We start from the raw sequence: 19,278 nt of genomic DNA on the forward strand, positions 1-19,278 counted from the left end.
GCGGCTCGCGGAGTGCTCCGGAGGCGCTGACGGTTGGTCAACGCGGGCGCCGCTGTACCGTACCGTCAGGGTCGACGGACGGGGGAGCAGGGATGTGGACGCGCTTGGCGGCCTGCCCGGTGGGGGCCGATGCCCGGGTCTGGATCGAGCGGTCGACGGCCTGGCTGGCCGATGAGTTCGGCCCGGGTCCGCTGCTGCGCGAGCCGGTGCTGCCGACCGCCGAGCAGTTCCCCGGGCCGTACGCGGGCACGCCCGACGAGATCCGCCGTCTGGTGGGCACGATCCGCACCGTCGTCGGGGTCCACCCCGAGGTGATCACCGTCGAGATCGAGCCGGACTCCGGCGAGGACGCGATGGTCGCCGAACTCGGCCTGACCAGCCGCTCGCGCTACGCGGCGGGTCACTACCGGCGACGCGACGGGCTGGCGGTGATCGGCATCGACCAGCGGATGGCGGCCCGCCCGACGGCCCTGATCGCCACCATCGCCCACGAGTTGGGCCACGTCCGGCTGCTGGGCGAGGGCCGGATCAGCCGGACGCGTGAGGACCACGAGCCGCTGACCGACCTGTTCACGGTCTACTTCGGGCTGGGCGTCTTCGCCGCCAACTCCGCCTTCACCACCAGCCGCAACCACCGGCAGCAGTCCTGGCAACGGCTCGGCTACCTCTCCGAGCGGCAGTTCGGCTACGCCTTGGCCTGCTACGCCTGGCTGCGCGGGGAGCGCAAGCCCTCCTGGGCCCGGCTGCTGAGCACCAACCCGCGCGCCTACCTGCGCCACGGGCTGCGGTACCTCCAGCAGCACGGCCCGGGGCCGGAGTTGGCGGCGGTGCGGGCGGCGCTGCCGGAGCCGGATGCGGGATAGCGATGCAATGGGTGTGCTTATACGAAGAGAAGGTGATATCTCTCTGCGGTGAAGCTCACTCTGGCGCGTGCGTCGCGCCGCATCCTGCCCGCAGTGCTGGGGGTCACCGTGGTCGCCGGCTGCGGCGGGTCCGGGGGATCCCCCGTCGCCAAGAGCCCGGCCCCGTCGGCGGTGCGGGCCTCGACCAGTACCCCGCCCGCGCCATCCCCCTCCGCCACGCCGGCCGGCGCCGACGACCCGGCGCTCAAGCCGTTCTACGGACAGCAGGTCGCCTGGGGGAGCTGCTCGGCGGATCCGGACACCCGGGGCACCGACCTGTCCGCCTTCCAGTGCGGCACCGCGCACGTCCCGCTGGACTACGCCCACCCGGGCGCGGACACCATCGACATCGCGCTGATCCGCAAGCCCGCCGCGCAGCAGGGCCAGAAGCTCGGCTCGCTCTTCTTCAATCCGGGCGGCCCCGGCAGCTCGGGCCTCGACTACCTCGCGAACACGGCGGACAGCCGGTTCAAGACCCTGGGCGACCGGTACGACCTGGTCGGCTTCGACCCGCGCGGGGTCGGCCGGAGCACCGCCGTGCACTGCCTGGACGACGCGGACCGCGACAAGCTCAACGCCCAGGACCACGCGACCGCGACCACCATGAAGGACTTCGAGAGCGGCTGCGCCGCCAAGTCCGGCAAGCTGCTGCCGTTCGTCGGCACCGTGAACGCGGCGCGCGACCTGGACGTGCTGCGCGGGGTGATGGGCGATCAGAAGCTGAACTACCTGGGCTTCTCCTACGGCACCTACCTCGGCACCGTCTACGCGGACGAGTTCCCCGGCCGCACCGGTCGTCTGGTGCTGGACGGCGCGATGGACCCGAGCCTGGACGCGCTCACCGCCGACGTCCAGCAGCAGATCGGCTTCGAGGGCGTCTTCGAGCACTTCGCCGCCGACTGCGTGACGCAGAGCGGCTGCCCGCTCGGCTCGGACCCCGGCACGGCCGCCAAGAAGGCCGCCGACTTCCTGGACGGTCTGCAGAACCACCCGCTGACCTCGGCCAAGAACGGCCGCGTGCTCACCTCCACCGAGGGCTGGACCGGCGCGCTCGACATGCTCTACGGCTCCGCCAAGGACTGGGGCTACCTGCGGAGCGCCCTGTCCCAGGCGATGAACCAGCACTCGCCCGACTTCATGCTGGTGCTGGCCGACAACTACAACGGCCGCGACCCGGACGGCCGCTACACCAACGAGGCCGACGCCAACACGGCGATCAACTGCGCCGACGACGGCACCCCGAGCCCCACCGACGACCAACTCCAGCAGGCCCTGCAGCAGTTGCAGGCCAAGGCGTCCTACCTGAACCGCCGGGTCACCATCGACGACCTGCGGGTCGGCAACGACTGCGGGGCCTTCCCGGCCCACGGCGCGCCGCCGCAGGTGATCAAGGCCACCGGCAGCGCCCCGATCCTGGTGGTCGGCTCCACCGGCGACGACGCCACCCCGTACGCCTGGGCCCAGCACCTGGCGAGCGGCCTGGCGAACGCCACCCTGCTGACCCGGGACGGTGACGGGCACACCGGTTACGACAAGAGCAGCTGCATCCAGAGCGCGGTGAACGGCTTCCTGCTCAACGGCACCATGCCGGCGGCCGGGACGCACTGCTCGACGGACATCACCGGCTGACGGGAGGGGGCCGATGCACCGCCGGGTGAATCGGCCCCCTCACCCGGGTCAGGAGGTGGTCGGCGCCGTCAGGTCGTAGACCGTCGCGCTGCCCACCGTCTTCGCGGTGTAGTGCGCGCTGACCCAGGCGGTGATCTGCGAGCTGTCGTCGGAGCCGCCCTGCTGGGCGCCGAAGCCGCCACCGCCGATGAAGTAGTGGATCCGGCCCAGCCGCACGTCCTGCTGGAAGGCGGCCAGGCTCAGCGAGGGGTCGCTGCCGTTGAAGCCGCCGAGCGCCATCACCGGCTCCCGGGTGGCGAGTTGGTAGCTCGCCGCGTTCTGCGAGCCGACCGTGGCGGCGGGCCAGGTGTAGTTCGCGGCGTCGGCCTTGAGCAGGGTGGCCAGCGTGGGGCTGACCTGGGCGCCGTCGATCAGGCCGCCCATACCGCCGCCGCCACCGCGGGTGCCGCCGCCCGCACCGGCCGGTCGGCCGCCGCCGGGGAAGCCGCCGGTGGTCGAGCCGCCCGGGGCACCGCCGCCCGGCGCACCCCCGCCCGGGAACGCGCCGCCGGCGCCGCCGGGGAACCCACCGCGCGGGAAGGCGCCGCGCGTCCCGCCGGGGGCGCCGCCGCCGGGCCGGCCGCCGCCCGGGAAGCCGCCGCCCGCCACCTGCGGCCCCGCCGTCGGGATCGAGCCGGTGTGCGCGCTCGCCACCGTGTCGACGGCGTACGCCGCCGGTCCGCCGAGCCCCGCCGCCAGCGCGAGCACGCCCGCCACCGCCGACCACCGAGCCGCCGCCCGGCCCGCCAGCCGCCCGGCCGCCAGCAGCACGAGCGCCGCCCCCAGACCGCCGAGCAGCACCGCCCAGCGCAGCCACGGCACGAAACCGGCGCTGCGCCCGAGCAGCAGGTACGCCCAGAGTGCCGTGCCGCCGACCAGCACGGCGAGCAGCGCCGCGTACGGCAGCCGCCGGCGGGCCCGCCAGAGACCGTCCACCCCCATGCCGACCAGCGCTGCCACGGCCGGGGCGAGGGCGACCGTGTAGTACTGGTGGAAGATGCCGGACATGTAACTGAACGTCAGACCGGTGCTCAGCAGCCAGCCGCCCCAGACCAGGAACGCGGTGCGGGCCGCATCGGTGCGCGCGGCGCGGCGGGTGGCCCAGAGACCGAGGAGCAGCAGCACCAGCGCGGCCGGCAGCAGCCACCCGATCTGACCGCCCAGGTCGCTGCCGAACAGCCGGGTCAGCCCGGTGCTGCCCCAGTGCGGCCCACCGCCTCCGCCGGCGCCCCCGCCCCCGCCGGGAGCAGCCGCGCCGCCGCCCACGCTGCCGGTCTCGTTCCCGGTCAGCCGGCCGAAGCCGTTGTAGCCGAAGGTCAGCGACAGGAAGCTGTCGTCCTGCGACCCGCCGACGTACGGCCGGTCCGCCGCCGGCACCAGCTGCACCACGGCCACCCACCAGCCGCCGGCCAGCACCAGGGCGAGCCCGGCGGCCAGCAGTTGGCGAAGCCGTCGCCACAGCCCGGTGGGCGCGACCACCAGGTAGACCAGCGCGAAGGCGGGCAGGATCAGGAAGGCCTGCAGCGTCTTGGTCAGGAAGCCGAAGCCGAACATCACCCCGGCCAGCAGCAGCCAGCGGGTGCTCGCGCTCTCGGTGGCCCGGACGAAGGCGTAGGCGGCCAGCGTCAGCAGCAGCACGAGCAGTGCGTCGGGGTTGTTGAAGCGGAACATCAGCGCCGCCACCGGGGTGAGCGCCAGTGCCGCGCCCGCGAGCAGCCCGGCGAGCGGCGAGAAGCGGCGGCGGACGGTCGCGTAGAGCCCGCCGACCGTGGCCACGCCCATCAGCACCTCGGGTGCGAGTACGGTGAACGAACTCAGGCCGAAGAGCCGGGCGGTGAGCTCCATCGGCCAGAGCGACATCGGCGGTTTGTCGACCGTGATGAAGTTGGCGGCGTCCGAGGAGCCGTAGAAGAAGGCCTGCCAGCTCTGCGTGCCGGCCTGGACGGCGGCCGAGTAGAAGGAGTTCGCCCAGCCGGAGGCGGTCAGGTTCCACCCGTACAGGGCGGCGGTAGCCAGCAGCAGCCCGAGCAGTGCCGGGCGCACCCAGCCGGGGTCGTCCGCCCGTCCGCGCCAGGTCCGGGCGGGCAGCGTGCGCAGCCGTCCCGACCAGCTCCGCGGCCCCTTCGGGCCGGGGGTGGGCGGCGCGGCGGGCGGGAACAGCGGCTCGGGACCGGCCGGGTGGTCCGGGCGGTCGGCGGCCTGCCCGGGCGGCTGCGGCGGCGGGTAGTGCGCGGCCTCGGGCCACGGCACGCTGCTCTGGGGGGCGGAACTGGTCGTGGTCATGGCGCCACGGTCCACGGCGGGCCTGGCAGGGCCTTGGGGTGAGCCTGTGAGCCGGCTATGTGCTTCGGCGGTGACGAAGGTGGCGCAGGCGACGAAGGTAGCGAAGGTGACGGACCGTCAGGTGGCGCCCTGCGCGCCGGTCAGGCCGGGCACCGACAGCTGCTTGCCCAGCCACTCCAGGGCCGGCGGGATCTCCCGGCCCCAGGTGTGGAAGTTGTGGCCGCCGCTGTTCAGGGTGATGGTGGAGAGCTTGGTGGGGGCCTTGAAGGAGTTCACCATCTCCTGGGTGGCCTGGTAGTTGTCCTCGTTGGGACTGGTGGCCAGCAGCAGCGAGACCGGCTGCGCCGGGGTGTTGCGCAGCCGCCACAGCAGGTCGTTCTCCTGCTTGAGCTGGGCGCTGCCGCCGAACAGGTCACCGGTGGTCGGGTCGTTGGAGACGCTGTAGTCGGCGGAGAGCGCGATCGCGGCGTGGTAGGCGTCGGGCTTGCGCAGCGCGAACTTCAGCGCGCAGTAGCCGCCGGTGGAGTCGCCCATCACGGCGTGCGCGGAGGCCTGCGGGGCGATCCGGTAGCCGGCGGCCAGCGCCTTGGGCAGGTCCTCGGTGAAGTAGGTCTCCACCTGCGGGCCGTGCGGGACGTCCATGCACTCGGTGTCCCGGCTGGCGATCGGCGAGGGGCGCATCATCACCAGCACCATCGGCGGCAGCTGCTTGGCGTTGATCGCCTTGAGCGTGCTGGCCGGGTACTGCATCAGCGAGATCAGCTTCTCGGCCGTGCCGGGGTAGCCGGAGAGCACCAGCGCCATCGGGAACTTCTGGTTCGCGTAGGCCGGCTGGAAGTACTGCGGCGGCAGGTAGACGTAGCCGTCGTTGCTCAGCCCGGAGGCGGCGCCGGTCACCGAAACCTGCTGGATCACCCCGGAGCGGTCCTCGGCCGAGCCCTGCGAGGAGTAGAACTTCTGCTCGCCGGTGACCTGCAAGGAGTTGCTCGGCTGGTGGTCCACCACCTTGCCGGGGCCGCCGGCGGTGCCGAGCAGGTCGGTCCAGCTGGTGTAGAAGCCGAAGTAGGAGTTGGCCACCAGGGCCATCGCCACCAGCACCAGCACCTGGGTGCCGAAGAAGGCGCCGAGCCGGCCGAGTACGGGCTTGACGCCCTTGCCGCCGAGCTTGGGCCAGAGCCACATGGTGGCGACGAAGGCCGCCACGGCGAGCAGGCCGGTGATGAGCTGCAGGGGAAGTCCGGTCAGGGCGAGCACCGCATGATCGTAGATGACGCGCCGGAGACGGCGCAGGTCACCCCCTCCGCCGGCCCGATACTCGTCGTGCACGGTCATTCACGAAGCGTGCGCGGGCCATTGACCCGGTCGGCCGGGTTTTGGGACGCTGATCGCGCACGCGCACGCGAGCCTATGGGGGGCTTCACCTTGCACGTCTCACCTCGCATCACCGGCAGTGCCGGTCGCCATCCGCTGCGCCGCACGGCGGTGCTCGCCGGTGCGCTGCTGCTGGCCACCGCCTGCAGCTCGGCCCGCTATCCGGGCCCGAACCCCGGCCCGGTGCCGGACGGTTCGATGGGACCGCTGCCGACCAGCAGCCCGAGCCCCACCACCGTCCCGTACGGGCAGACGCTGGAGTCCTACATAGCGCCGCTCAGCACGGCGCTCGGCCAGCTCACCTCGGCCGGCAGCGTGACCGAGCTGGGCACCGCGCTGGCCGGCGCGCAGCAGGCGGCGAGCGACGGAGCGCAGGGGCTGCAGGGCACGGACGCGCCGGCCGAGGTCGCCGACACCCACCGCCAGCTCTATGTGGCGCTCGACACCCTGGCCACCGACCTGGGCACCGTGCAGAGCGACATCGGCAGCAGCAAGGTCTGCGCCACCTCCTCCGCGCTCGCCGAGACCGGCCAGTCCCAGGGCCTCAAGGACGTGACCACCGCGCTGCAGGCGCTGTCGACCGCCGGATACACCAGCACCTTCACCGCCCCGCAACTGCCGCAGCCGCAGCAGCGTGCGCTGAAGAACGGCACCTGGGTCCGCGAGGGCCACGACGACGGCAGTGGCGAGCTGACGGTGGACAACACCGCCGGTTCGACGGACGCCGTGCTGACCCTGACCAAGGCCGGCCAGTCGGCCTACTCCTTCTACGTGGGCAAGGGCCAGAGCACGAAGGTGACCGGCATCGAGGACGGCACCTACGACATCTACTTCACCGGCGGCACCGACTGGGACGACGCGAGCAAGAAGTTCACCGAGGACTGCGCGTTCACCAAGTTCCAGGACTCCGCCGACTACACCACCACCAACAGCACCTACCAGACCTACACGCTCACCCTGACGGCCAGCGTCGGCGGCAACGCGCAGACCAACGCGGTCCCGCCGGACACCTACCCCGTGCCGTAACGGCAGGTCACCCCGCGGTGCGCGGGATCCGTCGCTCCCAGTCCCGTTCGAAGACCACCGCGCCGCCCTCCCAGGCGGTGAGCCGGCTGCGCGCGGTGAACGTCTCGGCGTCGCAGGCGAGTTCCGAGCGGGTCAGCACGGTGACGTCCCAGCCGTGCTCGGGCCGCTCCAGCCGGATCGTCCACTCGGCGTGGGTGGCGGCGCTGACCGGGTCGGTCGAACGGATCCGGCAGCTCACCGTCGCCTGCTCGGTGCAGGCCAGGCCGTCGGGGTGGCTCAGCGAGCCGCCGGTGCGCGGGTTCAGCTCCAGGCGCCACTCGCCCGCCGCCAGGTCCCGCACGACCAGGCGCTCCGGGTGCGGTTCGGTCGGCGTCCCGTGCCGCACGGCCAGTGGCGTGGCCTGCTCGGGCTCGGCGAAGGTGATCGGGGCCCGGCCCACGTCGGCGGCCAGGTGGCGCACCGGCAGGGTCAGCACGCTGGGGCCGGGGTCCACGTCGAACCCCGCGTCCTCGGGCTGCGGCCAGAGCCAGGGCCAGTAGGCGGAGGAGAGTGCCAGGCGCAGCCGGTGGCCGGGCGGGACGGCGAAGCCGGCCGAGAGCAGCTCGAACTCGACCTCCGCCACCGCGCCGGGCTCCCAGGGCACCGCCACCTCCCGCCCGTGCCGGGCCGCGAGGTTGAGCGCGCCCCGGGTGATCAGGGTCGACGCACCGTCCGGCGCCACCGCGCAGAGCCGGGCGATCACCTGCCCGCGCGGTGCGGCGCAGCGCAGCCGCAGCCGGACGGCCGGGCGGCCGAGCAGCTCGAGCCGTTCGGCGAGCGGGGCGCTGTCGAAGCAGACCGAGCGGCCGTCCTCCTCGCGCTGGTCGGGCGGCAGGTCGGCGGCGCTGCCCAGCGCGACGTACTGTCCGGCGTCGACGCCGGTGTGCTGCGGGGAGCGGACCGGCACGAAGCGCTCGCCCTCGGGGGTGCCGGCGGTGCGCAGCGTGTCGGCCAGGCCGTAGTGGATCTCCCGGACGTCGTCGGAGGGCCACTGGTCGTCGCCGACCCAGCGGCCGGCGCCGCCCGGTTCGCCCAGCCAGCAGCGCAGCGCGGGTTCGGCCAGGATCCCGGTGTCGGTCTCCTTCAGCCACTGGTCCCACCAGCGCAGCGTCTCCTGGAGGAAGCCGATCGCGGGGCCGGGCTGCCGCGCGCGGTCGGGGTACTGCCGCGCCCAGGGCCCGATCAGCCCGCGCACCGGCGCGTCCAGGTGCTCGACCAGCCGCAGCACGGTGTCCCGGGACGGATCCGCCCAGCCGCCCACCGCCAGCACGGCGGCCTTGATCGAGCCGTACCGGTCGATGATGCCGGCCCGGCGCCAGTAGTCGTCCCGGCTCTGGTGGGCCAGCCAGGGGAAGAGGTAGGGCTCGACCGCGGCCAGTCGCTCCAGCCAGCGGGGCCGCCACTGCTCGCCGACGTACTTGGGGTCCGGCGGGCGGGCGGCGAAGGCGAGCAGTGCGGCGGACCTGGCGTGGCCCGCCGGGCCGAGCAGCGAACCGCCGAAGTAGTGCGTGTCGTTGTCGTAGTGGTCGTCGCTGGCGCCGACGGTGACCACCGCCCGCAGCGCCTCGGGGGCCAGCGCGGCCAGCCGCAGCGCGGTGCCGGCGCCCCAGCCGATCCCGATCAGGCCGAGCCGTCCGGTGCACCAGGGTTGGCCGGCCAGCCAGTCGAGCACCGCCAGGCCGTCGGCCAGCTCCTGGGCGCCGTACTCCTCGCCCGGCAGCCCGTCGGAGTTGCCGTGGCCGCGCAGGTCGACCCGCACGCTCGCGTAGCCGTGGCCGGCGTACCAGGGGTGGCGCTCGGCGTCGCGCTCGGCGGTGGCGTCGCCGAGCCGGGAGGGCAGGTACTCGAGCAGGGCCGGTACCGGCTGCTCGGTGACGGGGCGCCAGATCCGGGCGTGCAGTTCGACGCCCTCGGCCACCGGGATCCGCAGGTCCTCGCGGGTGACGCGGTACGGGTAGCTGACGGGGTGTCGCATGCACCGACCATAGAGGAGAAACCGGACAAAAGTGCCGAACCGCCGGGAAATCGTGTCCGCATGCCGAGCCTAGTTGCACATCACTTGCAACTGCGGCCGCTGAAGGGGAAGGATGTTCGAGTTCTGCCGCTCCGCATCCCCGAAAGAGGTCGCCGCCCGATGAGCAGCGCACCGGTTCCCACCGTCGCCCGGCCCCGCTGGACCGCCCGCCTGACCCGCGAGGAGTGGGTCCGGCTGGCCGGCATGGGCGCCTTCGTGCTGGCGCTGCACGTGGTCGGCTGGTTCACGCTGCTGGCGGTGATCGCCCCCAAGCACTACGCGATCGGCAACCAGGCCTTCGGCGCCGGGCTCGGCCTGACCGCCTACACGCTGGGCATGCGGCACGCCTTCGACGCCGACCACATCGCCGCCATCGACAACACCACCCGCAAGCTGATGGGCCAGGGCAAGCGGCCGCTCTCGGTCGGCTTCTGGTTCTCGCTCGGCCACTCCTCGATCGTCTTCGGCCTCTGCGCGCTGCTGGCCTTCGGCGTCCGCTCGCTGGCCTCCTCGGTCGAGACCGACGGCTCCCAGCTGCACCGCACCACCAACCTGATCGGCACCAGCGTCTCGGGTGTCTTCCTGCTGCTGATCGGCCTGGTCAACCTGGGCGCGTTCAACGGGATCCTGAAGGTCTTCCGGAAGATGCGCGGCGGCCACTTCGACGAGGCCGAGCTGGAGCAGCAGCTGGACAAGCGCGGCTTCCTGAACCGGATCCTGGGCCGGGTGACCAGGGCCGTCACCAAGTCCTGGCACATGTACCCGGTCGGGATGCTCTTCGGCCTGGGCTTCGACACCGCCACCGAGGTCTCGCTGCTGGTGCTGGCCGGCGGCGCGGCGGCCTTCTCGCTGCCCTGGTACGCGCTGCTGGTGCTGCCGGTGCTCTTCGCGGCCGGGATGAGCCTGCTGGACACCATCGACGGCTCGTTCATGAACTTCGCCTACGAGTGGGCCTTCTCCAAGCCGGTCCGCAAGATCTACTACAACCTGACGGTGACCGGCCTGTCGGTGCTGGTCGCGCTGGTGATCGGGGTGATCGAGCTGGTCGGGCTGCTGGCCGACCAGTACGACATCACCGGCGGCCCGGTCGGTTGGATCGCCTCGCTGGACCTGAACAACGTGGGCTTCGCGATCGTCGGGCTCTTCGTGGTCACCTGGGCCGGCGCGCTGGCCTTCTGGAAGTTCGGCCGGGTGGAGGAGAAGTGGTCGGCGCCGCTGGCTGGCCGGGCGGTGCCGGAGGGGGAGTGACCCGCTGGATGGTGGGGGTGGACCGGAATCCGGTCCACCCCCACCGCTGCTCGGTGATCTGACGCTACGTCAGCGAAGCGCGGCCAGAACCGCGTTCGCCATCGCCTGCTCGCCGGTCGCGTTCGGGTGGAACGGGACGGCGGGCGAGCCGGGCAGCGCACCCTCGACCCACCGGTCGTCGGAGCAGACGTCGTGCCCCGTGGTCGGGGTCGCGGTGTCCACGTAGGTGGCGCCGTTGGCGGCGGCCGTGTCGGCCAGCATGGTGTTCACCTGGTCCAGGATGCCGTGCAGGTAGGCCACGTCGCCGACGGTGACCGGCTGGCGGCCCGCGCAGGTCGAGGCGTCGGCCGGCAGCACCGACGGGTAGCCGACCAGCAGCACCTTGGCACCGGGGGCCTTGGCGTGGATCTGCTGCAGCACGCTCGCCAGCTGCGGCGCGGCGCCGTTGATCCGGTCGACCAGGGTGTCCTCGCCGTACTGCCAGGTGAAGCTCGCCGAGCTCCAGTCCCAGGCCCAGTGGCCGTGCTCGTAGACGTCCTTGCACGGGGTGCCGGCCGGGTTGACCACCGCACCGCCGATGCAGGTGGCGATCACGTCGGCGATGCCCAGGTCCGAGGTGCCCAGGTCGTTGCCGCCGATGCCGAGGGTCACCAGCTCGGTGCCGGGCGAGAGGGCGTTCAACTGCGGGTCGTTGACCTTGATGAAGGCGTCGTACTGGCTGCCGGTGATGTCCTTGATCTTGGCGGCCGAGCAGGTCACGTCGGTGTACGAGCCGGTGCCCAGGGCGGCGGCCACCAGGTGGCCGTAGTTGTGGTCCGAACGCAGGCAGAGGCCGGCCGACTGGCCGGGCACGCCGGCCCCGGCCGCGTACGAATCGCCGAGTGCGACATAGGAGTTGTAGGCACTGGTGTCGGCGCCGGCGGAGTTCGCGGACAGTCCGATCAGGGTGGCCGCCAGGGCCAGGCCGCCGAAGAGTTTTCGGGCAGGGCTGAGCACGGGTTCCTCCTGGGGGAGAGAAACTGAGGGTGGGTGGGGGTGGGGGTGTGCGCACTGCCGCGGTTGCTACTGCCAGGTAAGTTACCGCCAGGTTTCGTAGGCGTCTACCGAATGCGCCACCGAATTCACCGAGGCCATTTCCCGGGTTAATTTCGCGTCATCGTGGAGCGAAATTCGAAATGCCGGAATTCCACCACCGCCACCGGAGAGACCGCCACGGACACCGCCACGGACACCGCCACGGACGCCGGAACCGCGGCGCTGCGGCCCGTGGTTGACGCACCGGCACGCAGGCCGCAGGATCGGGGGTCCCGCAGACGGACCCCAGGTCCGTCCGCGCTGAACCCCGAGTCTGGAGGAGCCCGCAGATGGCACTGGACGCCGACGTCATCGTGATCGGAGCCGGCCTGGCGGGCCTGGCCGCGACCGCCGAACTCGCCGACGCGGGCCGCACGGTGATCCTGCTCGACCAGGAGCCGGCCGGCTCGCTCGGCGGGCAGGCGCACTGGTCCTTCGGCGGCCTCTTCCTGGTGGACTCGCCCGAGCAGCGGCGGATGCGGATCCGCGACTCCTATGAACTCGCCTGGCAGGACTGGCTCGGCACGGCCGGCTTCGACCGGCCCGAGGACCACTGGCCGCGCCAGTGGGCCAAGGCCTACCTGGACTTCGCCGCCGGCGAGAAGCGGGCCTGGCTGCACGCGCAGGGGGTGCGGTTCTTCCCGGTGGTCGGCTGGGCCGAGCGCGGCGGACTGCTGGCCAGCGGGCCCGGCAACTCGGTGCCCCGCTTCCACATCACCTGGGGCACCGGGCCAGGGCTGGTCGAGCCGTTCGCCCGCCGGGTGCGGGCAGGGGTCGCCAAGGGCCTGGTCCGCACGCTGTTCCGGCACCGGGTCACCGAGCTGGCCGCGACCGCGGGCGTGACCGACACGGTGCGCGGCGAGCTGCTGGTGCCCAGCACGGTGGAGCGCGGGGTGGCCAGCTCGCGCGAGGTGGCCGGGGCCTTCGAGCTGCGCGCACAGGCGGTGATCATCGCCTCCGGCGGTATCGGCGGCAACCACGAACTGGTCCGCAAGGCCTGGCCGGCCCGGCTCGGCACCCCGCCCGCGCGCCTGCTCAGCGGGGTGCCCGCGCATGTCGACGGCCTGATGCAGCAGGTGGCGGGCGCGGCCGGCGGCCACCTGATCAACGGCGACCGGATGTGGCACTACACCGAGGGCATCGAGAACTGGAACCCGATCTGGGCCAAGCACGGCATCCGGATCCTGCCCGGGCCCTCCTCGCTCTGGCTCGACGCCCGCGGCAACCGGCTGCCCGTCCCGCTCTTCCCCGGCTTCGACACGCTGGGCACCCTGGAGCACATCATGGGCACCGGGTACGAGCACACCTGGTTCGTGCTCACCCAGAAGATCATCGAGAAGGAGTTCGCGCTCTCCGGCTCCGAGCAGAACCCGGACCTGACGGGCCGCAGCCTGCGCCAGGTGCTCGGGCGCGCGCTGCCGGGCGCGCCAGGTCCGGTGGAGGCGTTCAAGCGGTACGGGTCGGACTTCGTGGTCGCCGACCGGCTCGACGACCTGGTGCGCCAGATGAACGGCAGGACGGGCGAGGACCTCATCGACGAGGCCGCGCTGCGCCGGGAGATCGAGGCGCGCGACCGCGAGATCGCCAACCCCTTCAGCAAGGACCTCCAGGTGACCGCGATCCACGGCGCCCGCCGCTACCTGGGCGACAAGCTGGTCCGCACCGCAACTCCGCACCGCCTGCTGGACCCGAAGGCGGGTCCGCTGATCGCGGTGCGGCTGCACGTGCTCACCCGCAAGTCGCTCGGCGGGCTGGAGACCGACCTGTCCGCCCGGGTGCTGCGGGCCGACGGTTCGGTGCTGGACGGCGTCTACGCGGCCGGCGAGGTGGCCGGGTTCGGCGGTGGCGGGGTGCACGGCTACCGCTCGCTGGAGGGGACCTTCCTCGGCGGCTGCCTGTTCAGCGGGCGAACGGCCGGTCGGGCGGTGGCGGCGGCCACCGCCTGATCTGAGCGCTCGTCAGCGGCCGTCAGGAGACCCGGTAGCGCCCGACCATGCCGCCCATCATGTGGTCGGTCACGTGGCAGTGGTAGATCCAGTCGCCCGGGTTGTCCTCGGTGTACTCCACCGTCAGGCTGGTCGCGGGGCCGATCAGCTCGGAGTCCACGTAGCCGCCGTTGCGCAGCCAGCGGTGGCCGTGCAGGTGGAAGACGTGGAACTCCTTGCCGAGCGCCACGATCCGCCAGCGCACCCGCTCGCCGCGCTTGGCGGTGAAGGTCGGGGTGTTGTCCAGGTAGGCGCCGGCGTTGAACATGTCGATGTCCTGGGAGATCGACGGCACGTCGGCCTGGTACACGTCGTGCATGCAGAGGATGAACTCCCGGTCCACCGGCGGGGTGTGCTTGTCCGTTATCGCGATGATGCCGAGCAGGCCCAGTTCCGCGCCGATCTCCATCACCCCGGCCCCGCCCATCGCCATGCCCTGGTGCGGCGCGGCCGCGGCGCCGGCGGCCGGGATGGTCTGCGGCACCGAGTGGTCGTGGTACGGCCAGGTGCCCACCGAGCTGGGCAGCGCCTGCCAGGTGTAGGTGTAGCTGGCGCCGAACGGCACGGCGGTGCCCGGCAGGTCCGGCACGTCGGCCAGCCAGCCGCCGTCGCTGTCGCGGTCGTAGCGCACGCCGTGCGGGTGCATGCTGTGCGGCCACTTGTAGTGCTCGTCGTTGTTGCGGAAGTGCACCACCAGGGTGTCGCCGACCTGCGCGCGCAGCACCGGGCCCGGCAGGCCGCTGTTCTCGCCGATCCCGTGCGGGCTGGTGTCGGCCGGCAGCGGGGCGCCCCAGTTGGCGGTGTAGGCGCGGTAGCCGAGCGCCCAGAAGGTGGTCTGGGCGGCGGTGAAGTGCGTGCCCATCATGCCGTCGTAGCCGTTGGGGACGGCGTTGTGCTCGAAGGACTCGGCCTGGATCCAGTACTCGCGGACCTGCCCCGGTGGCAGCTGCTCCAGGGCGAACGGGTCGGCGCCGGGGGTGCTCGGGGCGGCCTGGGCGGCGGCCGAGGCGCCCAGCGCGGCGGAGCCGGCCATCGCCGCCACGGCGCTGCCGGCCAGCAGGGTGCGGATCGCGCCGCGGCGGCTCGCGTCGGGAAGCTCGGAGCCTGGGCGCCCGGAGCCTGGGCGCTCGGAGTCTGTGGGCATGAGGGTGCCTTTCTTCGGTGAGCAGTGGTGATGGGGAGTCAAGAGGAGTGAAGGGACCCGGTCAAGCGTTCTATCGGGGTTGAGCGGTATACGTCAGGTGCGCCGCAGGTCAGCGTCATGTGAAGATTTGCGGGAGATGCTCTGAGTTCCCTCTCAGTGATCTGACGGATCGTCAGGAAGGGTTTCCGGTACGGAAGACCAGTGAAAGAAACCGGTTCGCCGGCATCCGTTCACCGCTGGTCCCGGCGCCGGACAGCCGAGGATGGCAAAGTCCCGGTCATCGGATACCTCGGTGGATAACCCCCGGCTCGGTGGCAGCCTGTGGAGACGGTGTAAGGCCCTGACGGAGCACTTCGGGCGGGCGGCCGTCCATGAAGCAGGAGAACCCGGGGCCGGCAGGCCCCACGCGGCTCGGCGCCGACTGACGGATGGGCGTCGCGGGTGGCCCCTCGGGAGAGAATGCTCTCCCGAGGGGTCGTTCGGCTCCTCGGCTGCGCTGCGAAAGGGTAGACCGGATGTCACAGCAGGTCAGGGGCGTCATCGCCCGAGGTAAGGGCGAAGCGGTCGAGGTGGCGACGATCGTCGTACCCGATCCCGGACCTGGGGAGGCGGTGGTCAAGGTGCAGGCCTGCGGGGTCTGCCACACCGACCTGCACTACCGGGAGGGCGGGATCAACGACGAGTTCCCGTTCCTGCTCGGGCACGAGGCCGCCGGCGTGGTGGAGAGCGTGGGCGCCGGGGTGACCGAGGTGGCGCCCGGCGACTTCGTGATCCTCAACTGGCGCGCCGTCTGCGGCCAGTGCCGGGCCTGCCGGCGCGGCCGGCCGCATTACTGCTTCGCCACCCACAACGCGAAGCAGAAGATGACGCTGCTGGACGGCACCGAGCTGTCGCCCGCGCTGGGCATCGGCGCCTTCGCCGAGAAGACGCTGGTCGCCGCCGGGCAGTGCACCAAGGTCGACCCGGCGGCCTCGCCCGCCGCGGCCGGACTGCTGGGCTGCGGGGTGATGGCGGGCCTGGGCGCGGCGATCAACACCGGCGGGGTGAGCCGTGGCGACAGCGTCGCGGTGATCGGCTGCGGCGGGGTCGGCAACGCGGCGGTGCTGGGTGCCCGGCTGGCCGGCGCGGCGAAGATCATCGCGGTCGACCTGGACCGGCGCAAGCTGGACCGGGCCAGCGGCCTGGGTGCCACCCACGTGGTGGACGCCTCGGGCGGCGTCGACGTGGTCGAGGCGGTGCGCGCGCTGACCGACGGTCACGGCGCGGACGTGGTGATCGAGGCGGTCGGCCGCCCCGAGACCTACAAGCAGGCGTTCTACGCCCGGGACCTGGCCGGCACCGTGGTGCTGGTCGGCGTGCCGACGCCGGAGATGACGCTGGAGCTGCCGCTGCTCGACGTCTTCGGCCGGGGCGGCGCGCTGAAGTCCTCCTGGTACGGGGACTGCCTGCCGTCGCGGGACTTCCCGATGCTGATCGACCTCTACCTCCAGGGCCGGCTGGACCTGGACGCCTTCGTCACCGAGACGATCGCGCTGGACGAGGTCGAGCAGGCCTTCGCCCGGATGCAGGGCGGCGACGTGCTGCGCTCGGTGGTGGTGTTCTGATGCACATGCCGCCCCCCGAACCCGAGATCGAGCACCTCGTCACCGCCGGCACCTTCGAACTGGACGGCGGCAGCTGGGAGGTGGAGAACAACGTCTGGATCATCGCCAACGACCGGGACGCCGTGGTGATCGACCCCGCGCACGACGCCGCCGCGATCGCCGAGAAGGTCGGCGACCGGCGGGTGCTGGCGATCATCTGCACCCACGCGCACAACGACCACGTGAACGCCGCGCCGGAGCTGGCGGAGATCACCGGCGCGCCGATCCTGCTGCACCCGGACGACCTGCCGCTGTGGAAGCAGGCCCACCCCGGCGACCACCCGGACGAGGAGCTGACGGACGGTCAGCGGATCACGGTCGGCGGCCTCTACCTGCACATCCGGCACACCCCCGGGCACAGCCCCGGCGGCGTGAGCGTCTACGCGCCCGCGCTGGACGCGGTGTTCACCGGCGACACGCTCTTCCAGGGCGGCCCCGGGGCGACCGGGCGCTCGTTCTCCGACTTCCCGACCATCATCAGGTCGATCCGGGAGCGGCTGCTGACGCTGCCGCCGGAGACGGTGGTCCACACCGGCCACGGCCCGACCACCACGATCGGCGACGAGGCCCCGCACCTGGAGGAGTGGATCGCCCGGGGGCACTGAGGTCGTCGCTCAGAGCGCGGCCAGCTGCTCGGCCAGCGTGTCGCTGTTCTGGAACGTGAGGCCGGCCAGCGCGATGTGGCGCCAGCGGACCGTACCGTCGCCGTCGAGGATGAAGACCGAGCGGCGCAGCCCGAGCCCGGGGACGGCGATCCCGAAGGCCTTGGCGACGGTACGGTCCGTGTCGGCGAGCAGCGGGAAGCGCAGGTCGTGGCGGCGGGCGAAGGACTCGTGGCTGTCCAGGTCCTGCGGGCTGATGCCCCAGACCGTGGCGCCGAGGTCCTTGAAGCGGTCCAGGTCCGAGGTGTACGAGCAGAGCTGCTTGGTGCAGACGGCGGTGTTGTCGCCCGGGTAGAAGGCGAGGACGAGCGGGCCGCCCGCGGCCTCGGCGAGGCGGTAGTCGCGGCGCTCGGCGGCGTCGTCCGTGAGGAGCAGCCCGGGGAGGGTGAAGTCGGGTGCGGGGGCGCCGATCTCGGGGGACTTGGCCATGGGGGTTCCTTTGCGCTCGCGAAGGTGGACAGAACGTTCGTTCTCCCGTGGCGATCGTAGTACGGTCAGTGGCGTGAGTACACCTTCCGCCGCCCGCCAGCGGGTCCTCGACACCGCCACCCGGCTGTTCTACGCCGAGGGGATCCGCGCGGTCGGCGTGGACCGGATCGTCACCGAGGCCGGCGTCACCCGGGCCACCTTCTACCGGCACTTCCCCGGCAAGGAGGAGCTGGTCCGCGCCTACATCCAGGAGTGGGACGCCCGGATCCGCAGCGAGGCCGGGGCCGCGCTCGCCGCCCTGACGCCGGTTCAGGCGCTCACCATGCTGGTCACCCGGCTCGGGCAGGAGATGTGCGGCCCCGGCTTCCGCGGCTGCCCGTTCATCAACGCCGCCGCCGAGTACCCCGATGCCGGGCACCCCGTCACCCGGGCGATAGCCGAGCACCGGGCCTGGCTGCGCACGCTGCTCGGGGAGTTGCTCGCCGCCGTCGGGGTGCCCGAACCGGAGCGCCGGGCCGACCTGCTGGTACTGCTGCGCGACGGTGCGATGGTGGGCGCCGCGCTCGGTGACCCGGCGGCGGTCGTCGCCCAGCTGGCGGACGCGGTGGCGGAGCTGGTGGGCCTGGGCCCGGCCGGCGCGGTCAGCGGCGCGGCCCGGCCATGATCACGCCCACGCCGACCAGGCAGATCACCGCGCCGAGCAGGTCGTAGCGGGTCGGCCGGAAGCCGTCCACCAGCACGCCCCAGAGCAGCGAGCCGGCCACGAACACCCCGCCGTACGCGGCCAGTACCCGCCCGAAGTGGCTGTCCGGCTGCAGTGCGGCGACGAAGCCGTACCCGCCCAGCGCCACCACCCCGATCCCGGCCAGCCACCAGGGCCGGGACTCCCGCATGCTCTGCCAGATCAGCCAGCAGCCGCCGATCTCGGCGACGGCGGCCAGCGCGAACAGGGCGGCGGAGCGGAGCGTGGTCACGAGGGTCAGAACTCCGAGTTCGCGAACCAGCGGGCCAGCAGCTCCTGGTCGCCGTGGACCTCGAGGCCGGGGGCCGTCCGGTCGAGGCGGCCGTAGAGCAGGAGCAGCAGGTCGGCGGCGCTGCCCTGGACGGTGGCGTCCGCCGGGGTGTCGCCGTCCGCGTCGTTCGGGGTCAGGCCGAAGCCCTCCGGGTCCAGCCGGACCGTCCAGTCGCCCTCGCCGTCGGTGCGGGTGAAGCGGATCGTCTCGCCGGTGCCGCGCAGCTGGGCCGTCTTGGGGGCGAAGCCGACCGCGAACGGCAGGTTGACCAGGAACTCCGCGACGGCGTCCGCGGCCAGCGCCGGGTCGATCTCCGGCCGCAGGCCCAGCGCGAGTTCGGCGTCGACCCGGTGCACCAGGGTCTCGCAGAGCATCCGGCGGGCCCAGAAGCGGGCGTGCTGGTCGGCGCCCCAGGCCCACATCGGGGCGTCGGACTCGACGGTCGCGAACGCCTCGGCGGCCACGGTGGCACTCGCGGCCAGCCAGTCGCGGTAGCCGTCCTCCTCGGCGGGCAGCGCGAGTTCGACGTCGCGGCTGGTCGGCCGCTGCTGGATCTGCTGGCGCAGCAGCACCGAGAACCAGCGCTGCACGCTGCCGGTGTGCCGGATCAGGTCGAGCAGGGTCCAGCCCGGGCAGCTGGGGACGGGGGTGGTCAGGTCGGCGCCCTTGGTGAGGGTCACGAACCTGGCGGTCTGCTCGGCGACGAGCGCGCGGTGGTCGAGGGAGCTCATGGAGGGAGCCTACCCAGCCGGGTGCTCCGGTCGGTTCTGCGGAGCA

General features: G+C 72.7%; 16 protein-coding genes. 8 read left to right on the forward strand and 8 right to left on the reverse strand.

Features of this window, described 5'->3' with window-relative positions:
- The first annotated feature begins 92 nt into the window (after positions 1-92).
- Positions 93-863 carry a hypothetical protein gene (locus tag ABH937_RS02300; RefSeq protein ID WP_370216966.1) on the forward strand — a complete coding sequence of 257 codons (771 nt, stop codon included), beginning with the start codon at positions 93-95 and terminating at the stop codon, positions 861-863.
- A gap of 48 nt (positions 864-911) precedes the next feature.
- Positions 912-2,531, forward strand: a complete 1,620-nt coding sequence (locus ABH937_RS02305) for an alpha/beta hydrolase (protein WP_370216967.1) — start codon at positions 912-914, stop codon at positions 2,529-2,531.
- A gap of 48 nt (positions 2,532-2,579) precedes the next feature.
- Here the strand turns inward: ABH937_RS02305 and ABH937_RS02310 are convergent, their stop codons facing one another.
- Together ABH937_RS02310 and ABH937_RS02315 are read right to left on the reverse strand one after the other, a co-directional pair.
- Complete coding sequence (locus tag ABH937_RS02310) at positions 2,580-4,853, reverse strand: glycosyltransferase family 39 protein (RefSeq protein WP_370216968.1); 2,274 nt, start codon at positions 4,851-4,853, stop codon at positions 2,580-2,582.
- Between the two features lie 117 nt (positions 4,854-4,970).
- Positions 4,971-6,185, reverse strand: a complete 1,215-nt coding sequence (locus tag ABH937_RS02315; RefSeq protein ID WP_370216969.1) for an alpha/beta hydrolase — start codon at positions 6,183-6,185, stop codon at positions 4,971-4,973.
- 90 nt (positions 6,186-6,275) lie between these two features.
- Here ABH937_RS02315 and ABH937_RS02320 point away from each other — a divergent pair, with 90 nt between their 5' ends.
- Entirely contained in the window at positions 6,276-7,250 is a 975-nt protein-coding gene (locus tag ABH937_RS02320; protein WP_280687179.1) for a hypothetical protein, read from the forward strand.
- Between the two features lie 7 nt (positions 7,251-7,257).
- Here ABH937_RS02320 and ABH937_RS02325 read toward each other — a convergent pair whose 3' ends face one another.
- Positions 7,258-9,264 carry a CocE/NonD family hydrolase gene (locus tag ABH937_RS02325; protein WP_370216971.1) on the reverse strand — a complete coding sequence of 669 codons (2,007 nt, stop codon included), beginning with the start codon at positions 9,262-9,264 and terminating at the stop codon, positions 7,258-7,260.
- A 159-nt stretch (positions 9,265-9,423) separates the two neighbouring features.
- Here ABH937_RS02325 and ABH937_RS02330 point away from each other — a divergent pair, with 159 nt between their 5' ends.
- Positions 9,424-10,551: a HoxN/HupN/NixA family nickel/cobalt transporter gene (locus tag ABH937_RS02330; RefSeq protein WP_280687181.1), complete on the forward strand. Its 1,128-nt coding sequence runs from the start codon at positions 9,424-9,426 to the stop codon at positions 10,549-10,551.
- Positions 10,552-10,620: 69 nt separating this feature from the next.
- Here ABH937_RS02330 and ABH937_RS02335 read toward each other — a convergent pair whose 3' ends face one another.
- On the reverse strand, positions 10,621-11,547 hold the full coding sequence (locus tag ABH937_RS02335) for an SGNH/GDSL hydrolase family protein (protein WP_280687182.1): 927 nt from the start codon (positions 11,545-11,547) through the stop codon (positions 10,621-10,623).
- A 368-nt stretch (positions 11,548-11,915) separates the two neighbouring features.
- Here ABH937_RS02335 and ABH937_RS02340 point away from each other — a divergent pair, with 368 nt between their 5' ends.
- The gene (locus ABH937_RS02340) at positions 11,916-13,571 is read left to right on the forward strand and encodes an FAD-binding dehydrogenase (protein ID WP_370216972.1); all 1,656 of its coding nucleotides are present in this window, start codon (positions 11,916-11,918) and stop codon (positions 13,569-13,571) included.
- A 22-nt stretch (positions 13,572-13,593) separates the two neighbouring features.
- On the opposite strand, the gene ABH937_RS02345 is transcribed toward ABH937_RS02340, so the two are convergent.
- Positions 13,594-14,754: a multicopper oxidase domain-containing protein gene (locus tag ABH937_RS02345; protein ID WP_370216974.1), complete on the reverse strand. Its 1,161-nt coding sequence runs from the start codon at positions 14,752-14,754 to the stop codon at positions 13,594-13,596.
- Between the two features lie 515 nt (positions 14,755-15,269).
- On the opposite strand from ABH937_RS02345, the gene ABH937_RS02350 reads away from it, so the two are divergent.
- On the forward strand, positions 15,270-16,358 hold the full coding sequence (locus ABH937_RS02350) for an S-(hydroxymethyl)mycothiol dehydrogenase (RefSeq protein WP_370216975.1): 1,089 nt from the start codon (positions 15,270-15,272) through the stop codon (positions 16,356-16,358).
- Complete coding sequence (locus tag ABH937_RS02355; protein ID WP_370216976.1) at positions 16,358-17,002, forward strand: MBL fold metallo-hydrolase; 645 nt, start codon at positions 16,358-16,360, stop codon at positions 17,000-17,002. Before ABH937_RS02350 ends, ABH937_RS02355 begins: the two co-directional genes overlap by 1 nt.
- A gap of 9 nt (positions 17,003-17,011) precedes the next feature.
- On the opposite strand, the gene ABH937_RS02360 is transcribed toward ABH937_RS02355, so the two are convergent.
- Positions 17,012-17,488, reverse strand: coding sequence for a peroxiredoxin (locus ABH937_RS02360; RefSeq protein WP_280687187.1), 477 nt, complete (start codon positions 17,486-17,488; stop codon positions 17,012-17,014).
- A 73-nt stretch (positions 17,489-17,561) separates the two neighbouring features.
- On the opposite strand from ABH937_RS02360, the gene ABH937_RS02365 reads away from it, so the two are divergent.
- On the forward strand, positions 17,562-18,152 hold the full coding sequence (locus tag ABH937_RS02365) for a TetR/AcrR family transcriptional regulator (protein ID WP_370216978.1): 591 nt from the start codon (positions 17,562-17,564) through the stop codon (positions 18,150-18,152).
- On the opposite strand, the gene ABH937_RS02370 is transcribed toward ABH937_RS02365, so the two are convergent.
- Both ABH937_RS02370 and ABH937_RS02375 read right to left on the reverse strand, forming a co-directional pair.
- Positions 18,130-18,462, reverse strand: a complete 333-nt coding sequence (locus ABH937_RS02370; RefSeq protein WP_280687189.1) for a YnfA family protein — start codon at positions 18,460-18,462, stop codon at positions 18,130-18,132. The genes ABH937_RS02365 and ABH937_RS02370 overlap by 23 nt on opposite strands.
- A gap of 5 nt (positions 18,463-18,467) precedes the next feature.
- A complete protein-coding gene (locus ABH937_RS02375) occupies positions 18,468-19,232 on the reverse strand; it encodes a maleylpyruvate isomerase family mycothiol-dependent enzyme (RefSeq protein WP_370216979.1) in 765 nt (254 codons plus the stop codon).
- Positions 19,233-19,278: the final 46 nt, after the last annotated feature.

This window comes from Kitasatospora sp. GAS1066B, assembly GCF_041262605.1.
Taxonomy (GTDB): Bacteria; Actinomycetota; Actinomycetes; order Streptomycetales; family Streptomycetaceae; genus Kitasatospora.

Coding starts and splice junctions, on each gene's coding strand:
- ABH937_RS02300 (WP_370216966.1), top strand. CDS start 93: ATGTGGACGCGCTTGGCGGCCTGCCCGGTGGGGGCCGATGCCCGGGTC.
- ABH937_RS02310 (WP_370216968.1), bottom strand. CDS start 4,853: ATGACCACGACCAGTTCCGCCCCCCAGAGCAGCGTGCCGTGGCCCGAG.
- ABH937_RS02315 (WP_370216969.1), bottom strand. CDS start 6,185: ATGACCGTGCACGACGAGTATCGGGCCGGCGGAGGGGGTGACCTGCGC.
- ABH937_RS02325 (WP_370216971.1), bottom strand. CDS start 9,264: ATGCGACACCCCGTCAGCTACCCGTACCGCGTCACCCGCGAGGACCTG.
- ABH937_RS02330 (WP_280687181.1), top strand. CDS start 9,424: ATGAGCAGCGCACCGGTTCCCACCGTCGCCCGGCCCCGCTGGACCGCC.
- ABH937_RS02340 (WP_370216972.1), top strand. CDS start 11,916: ATGGCACTGGACGCCGACGTCATCGTGATCGGAGCCGGCCTGGCGGGC.
- ABH937_RS02345 (WP_370216974.1), bottom strand. CDS start 14,754: ATGCCCACAGACTCCGAGCGCCCAGGCTCCGGGCGCCCAGGCTCCGAG.
- ABH937_RS02350 (WP_370216975.1), top strand. CDS start 15,270: ATGTCACAGCAGGTCAGGGGCGTCATCGCCCGAGGTAAGGGCGAAGCG.
- ABH937_RS02355 (WP_370216976.1), top strand. CDS start 16,358: ATGCACATGCCGCCCCCCGAACCCGAGATCGAGCACCTCGTCACCGCC.
- ABH937_RS02360 (WP_280687187.1), bottom strand. CDS start 17,488: ATGGCCAAGTCCCCCGAGATCGGCGCCCCCGCACCCGACTTCACCCTC.
- ABH937_RS02375 (WP_370216979.1), bottom strand. CDS start 19,232: ATGAGCTCCCTCGACCACCGCGCGCTCGTCGCCGAGCAGACCGCCAGG.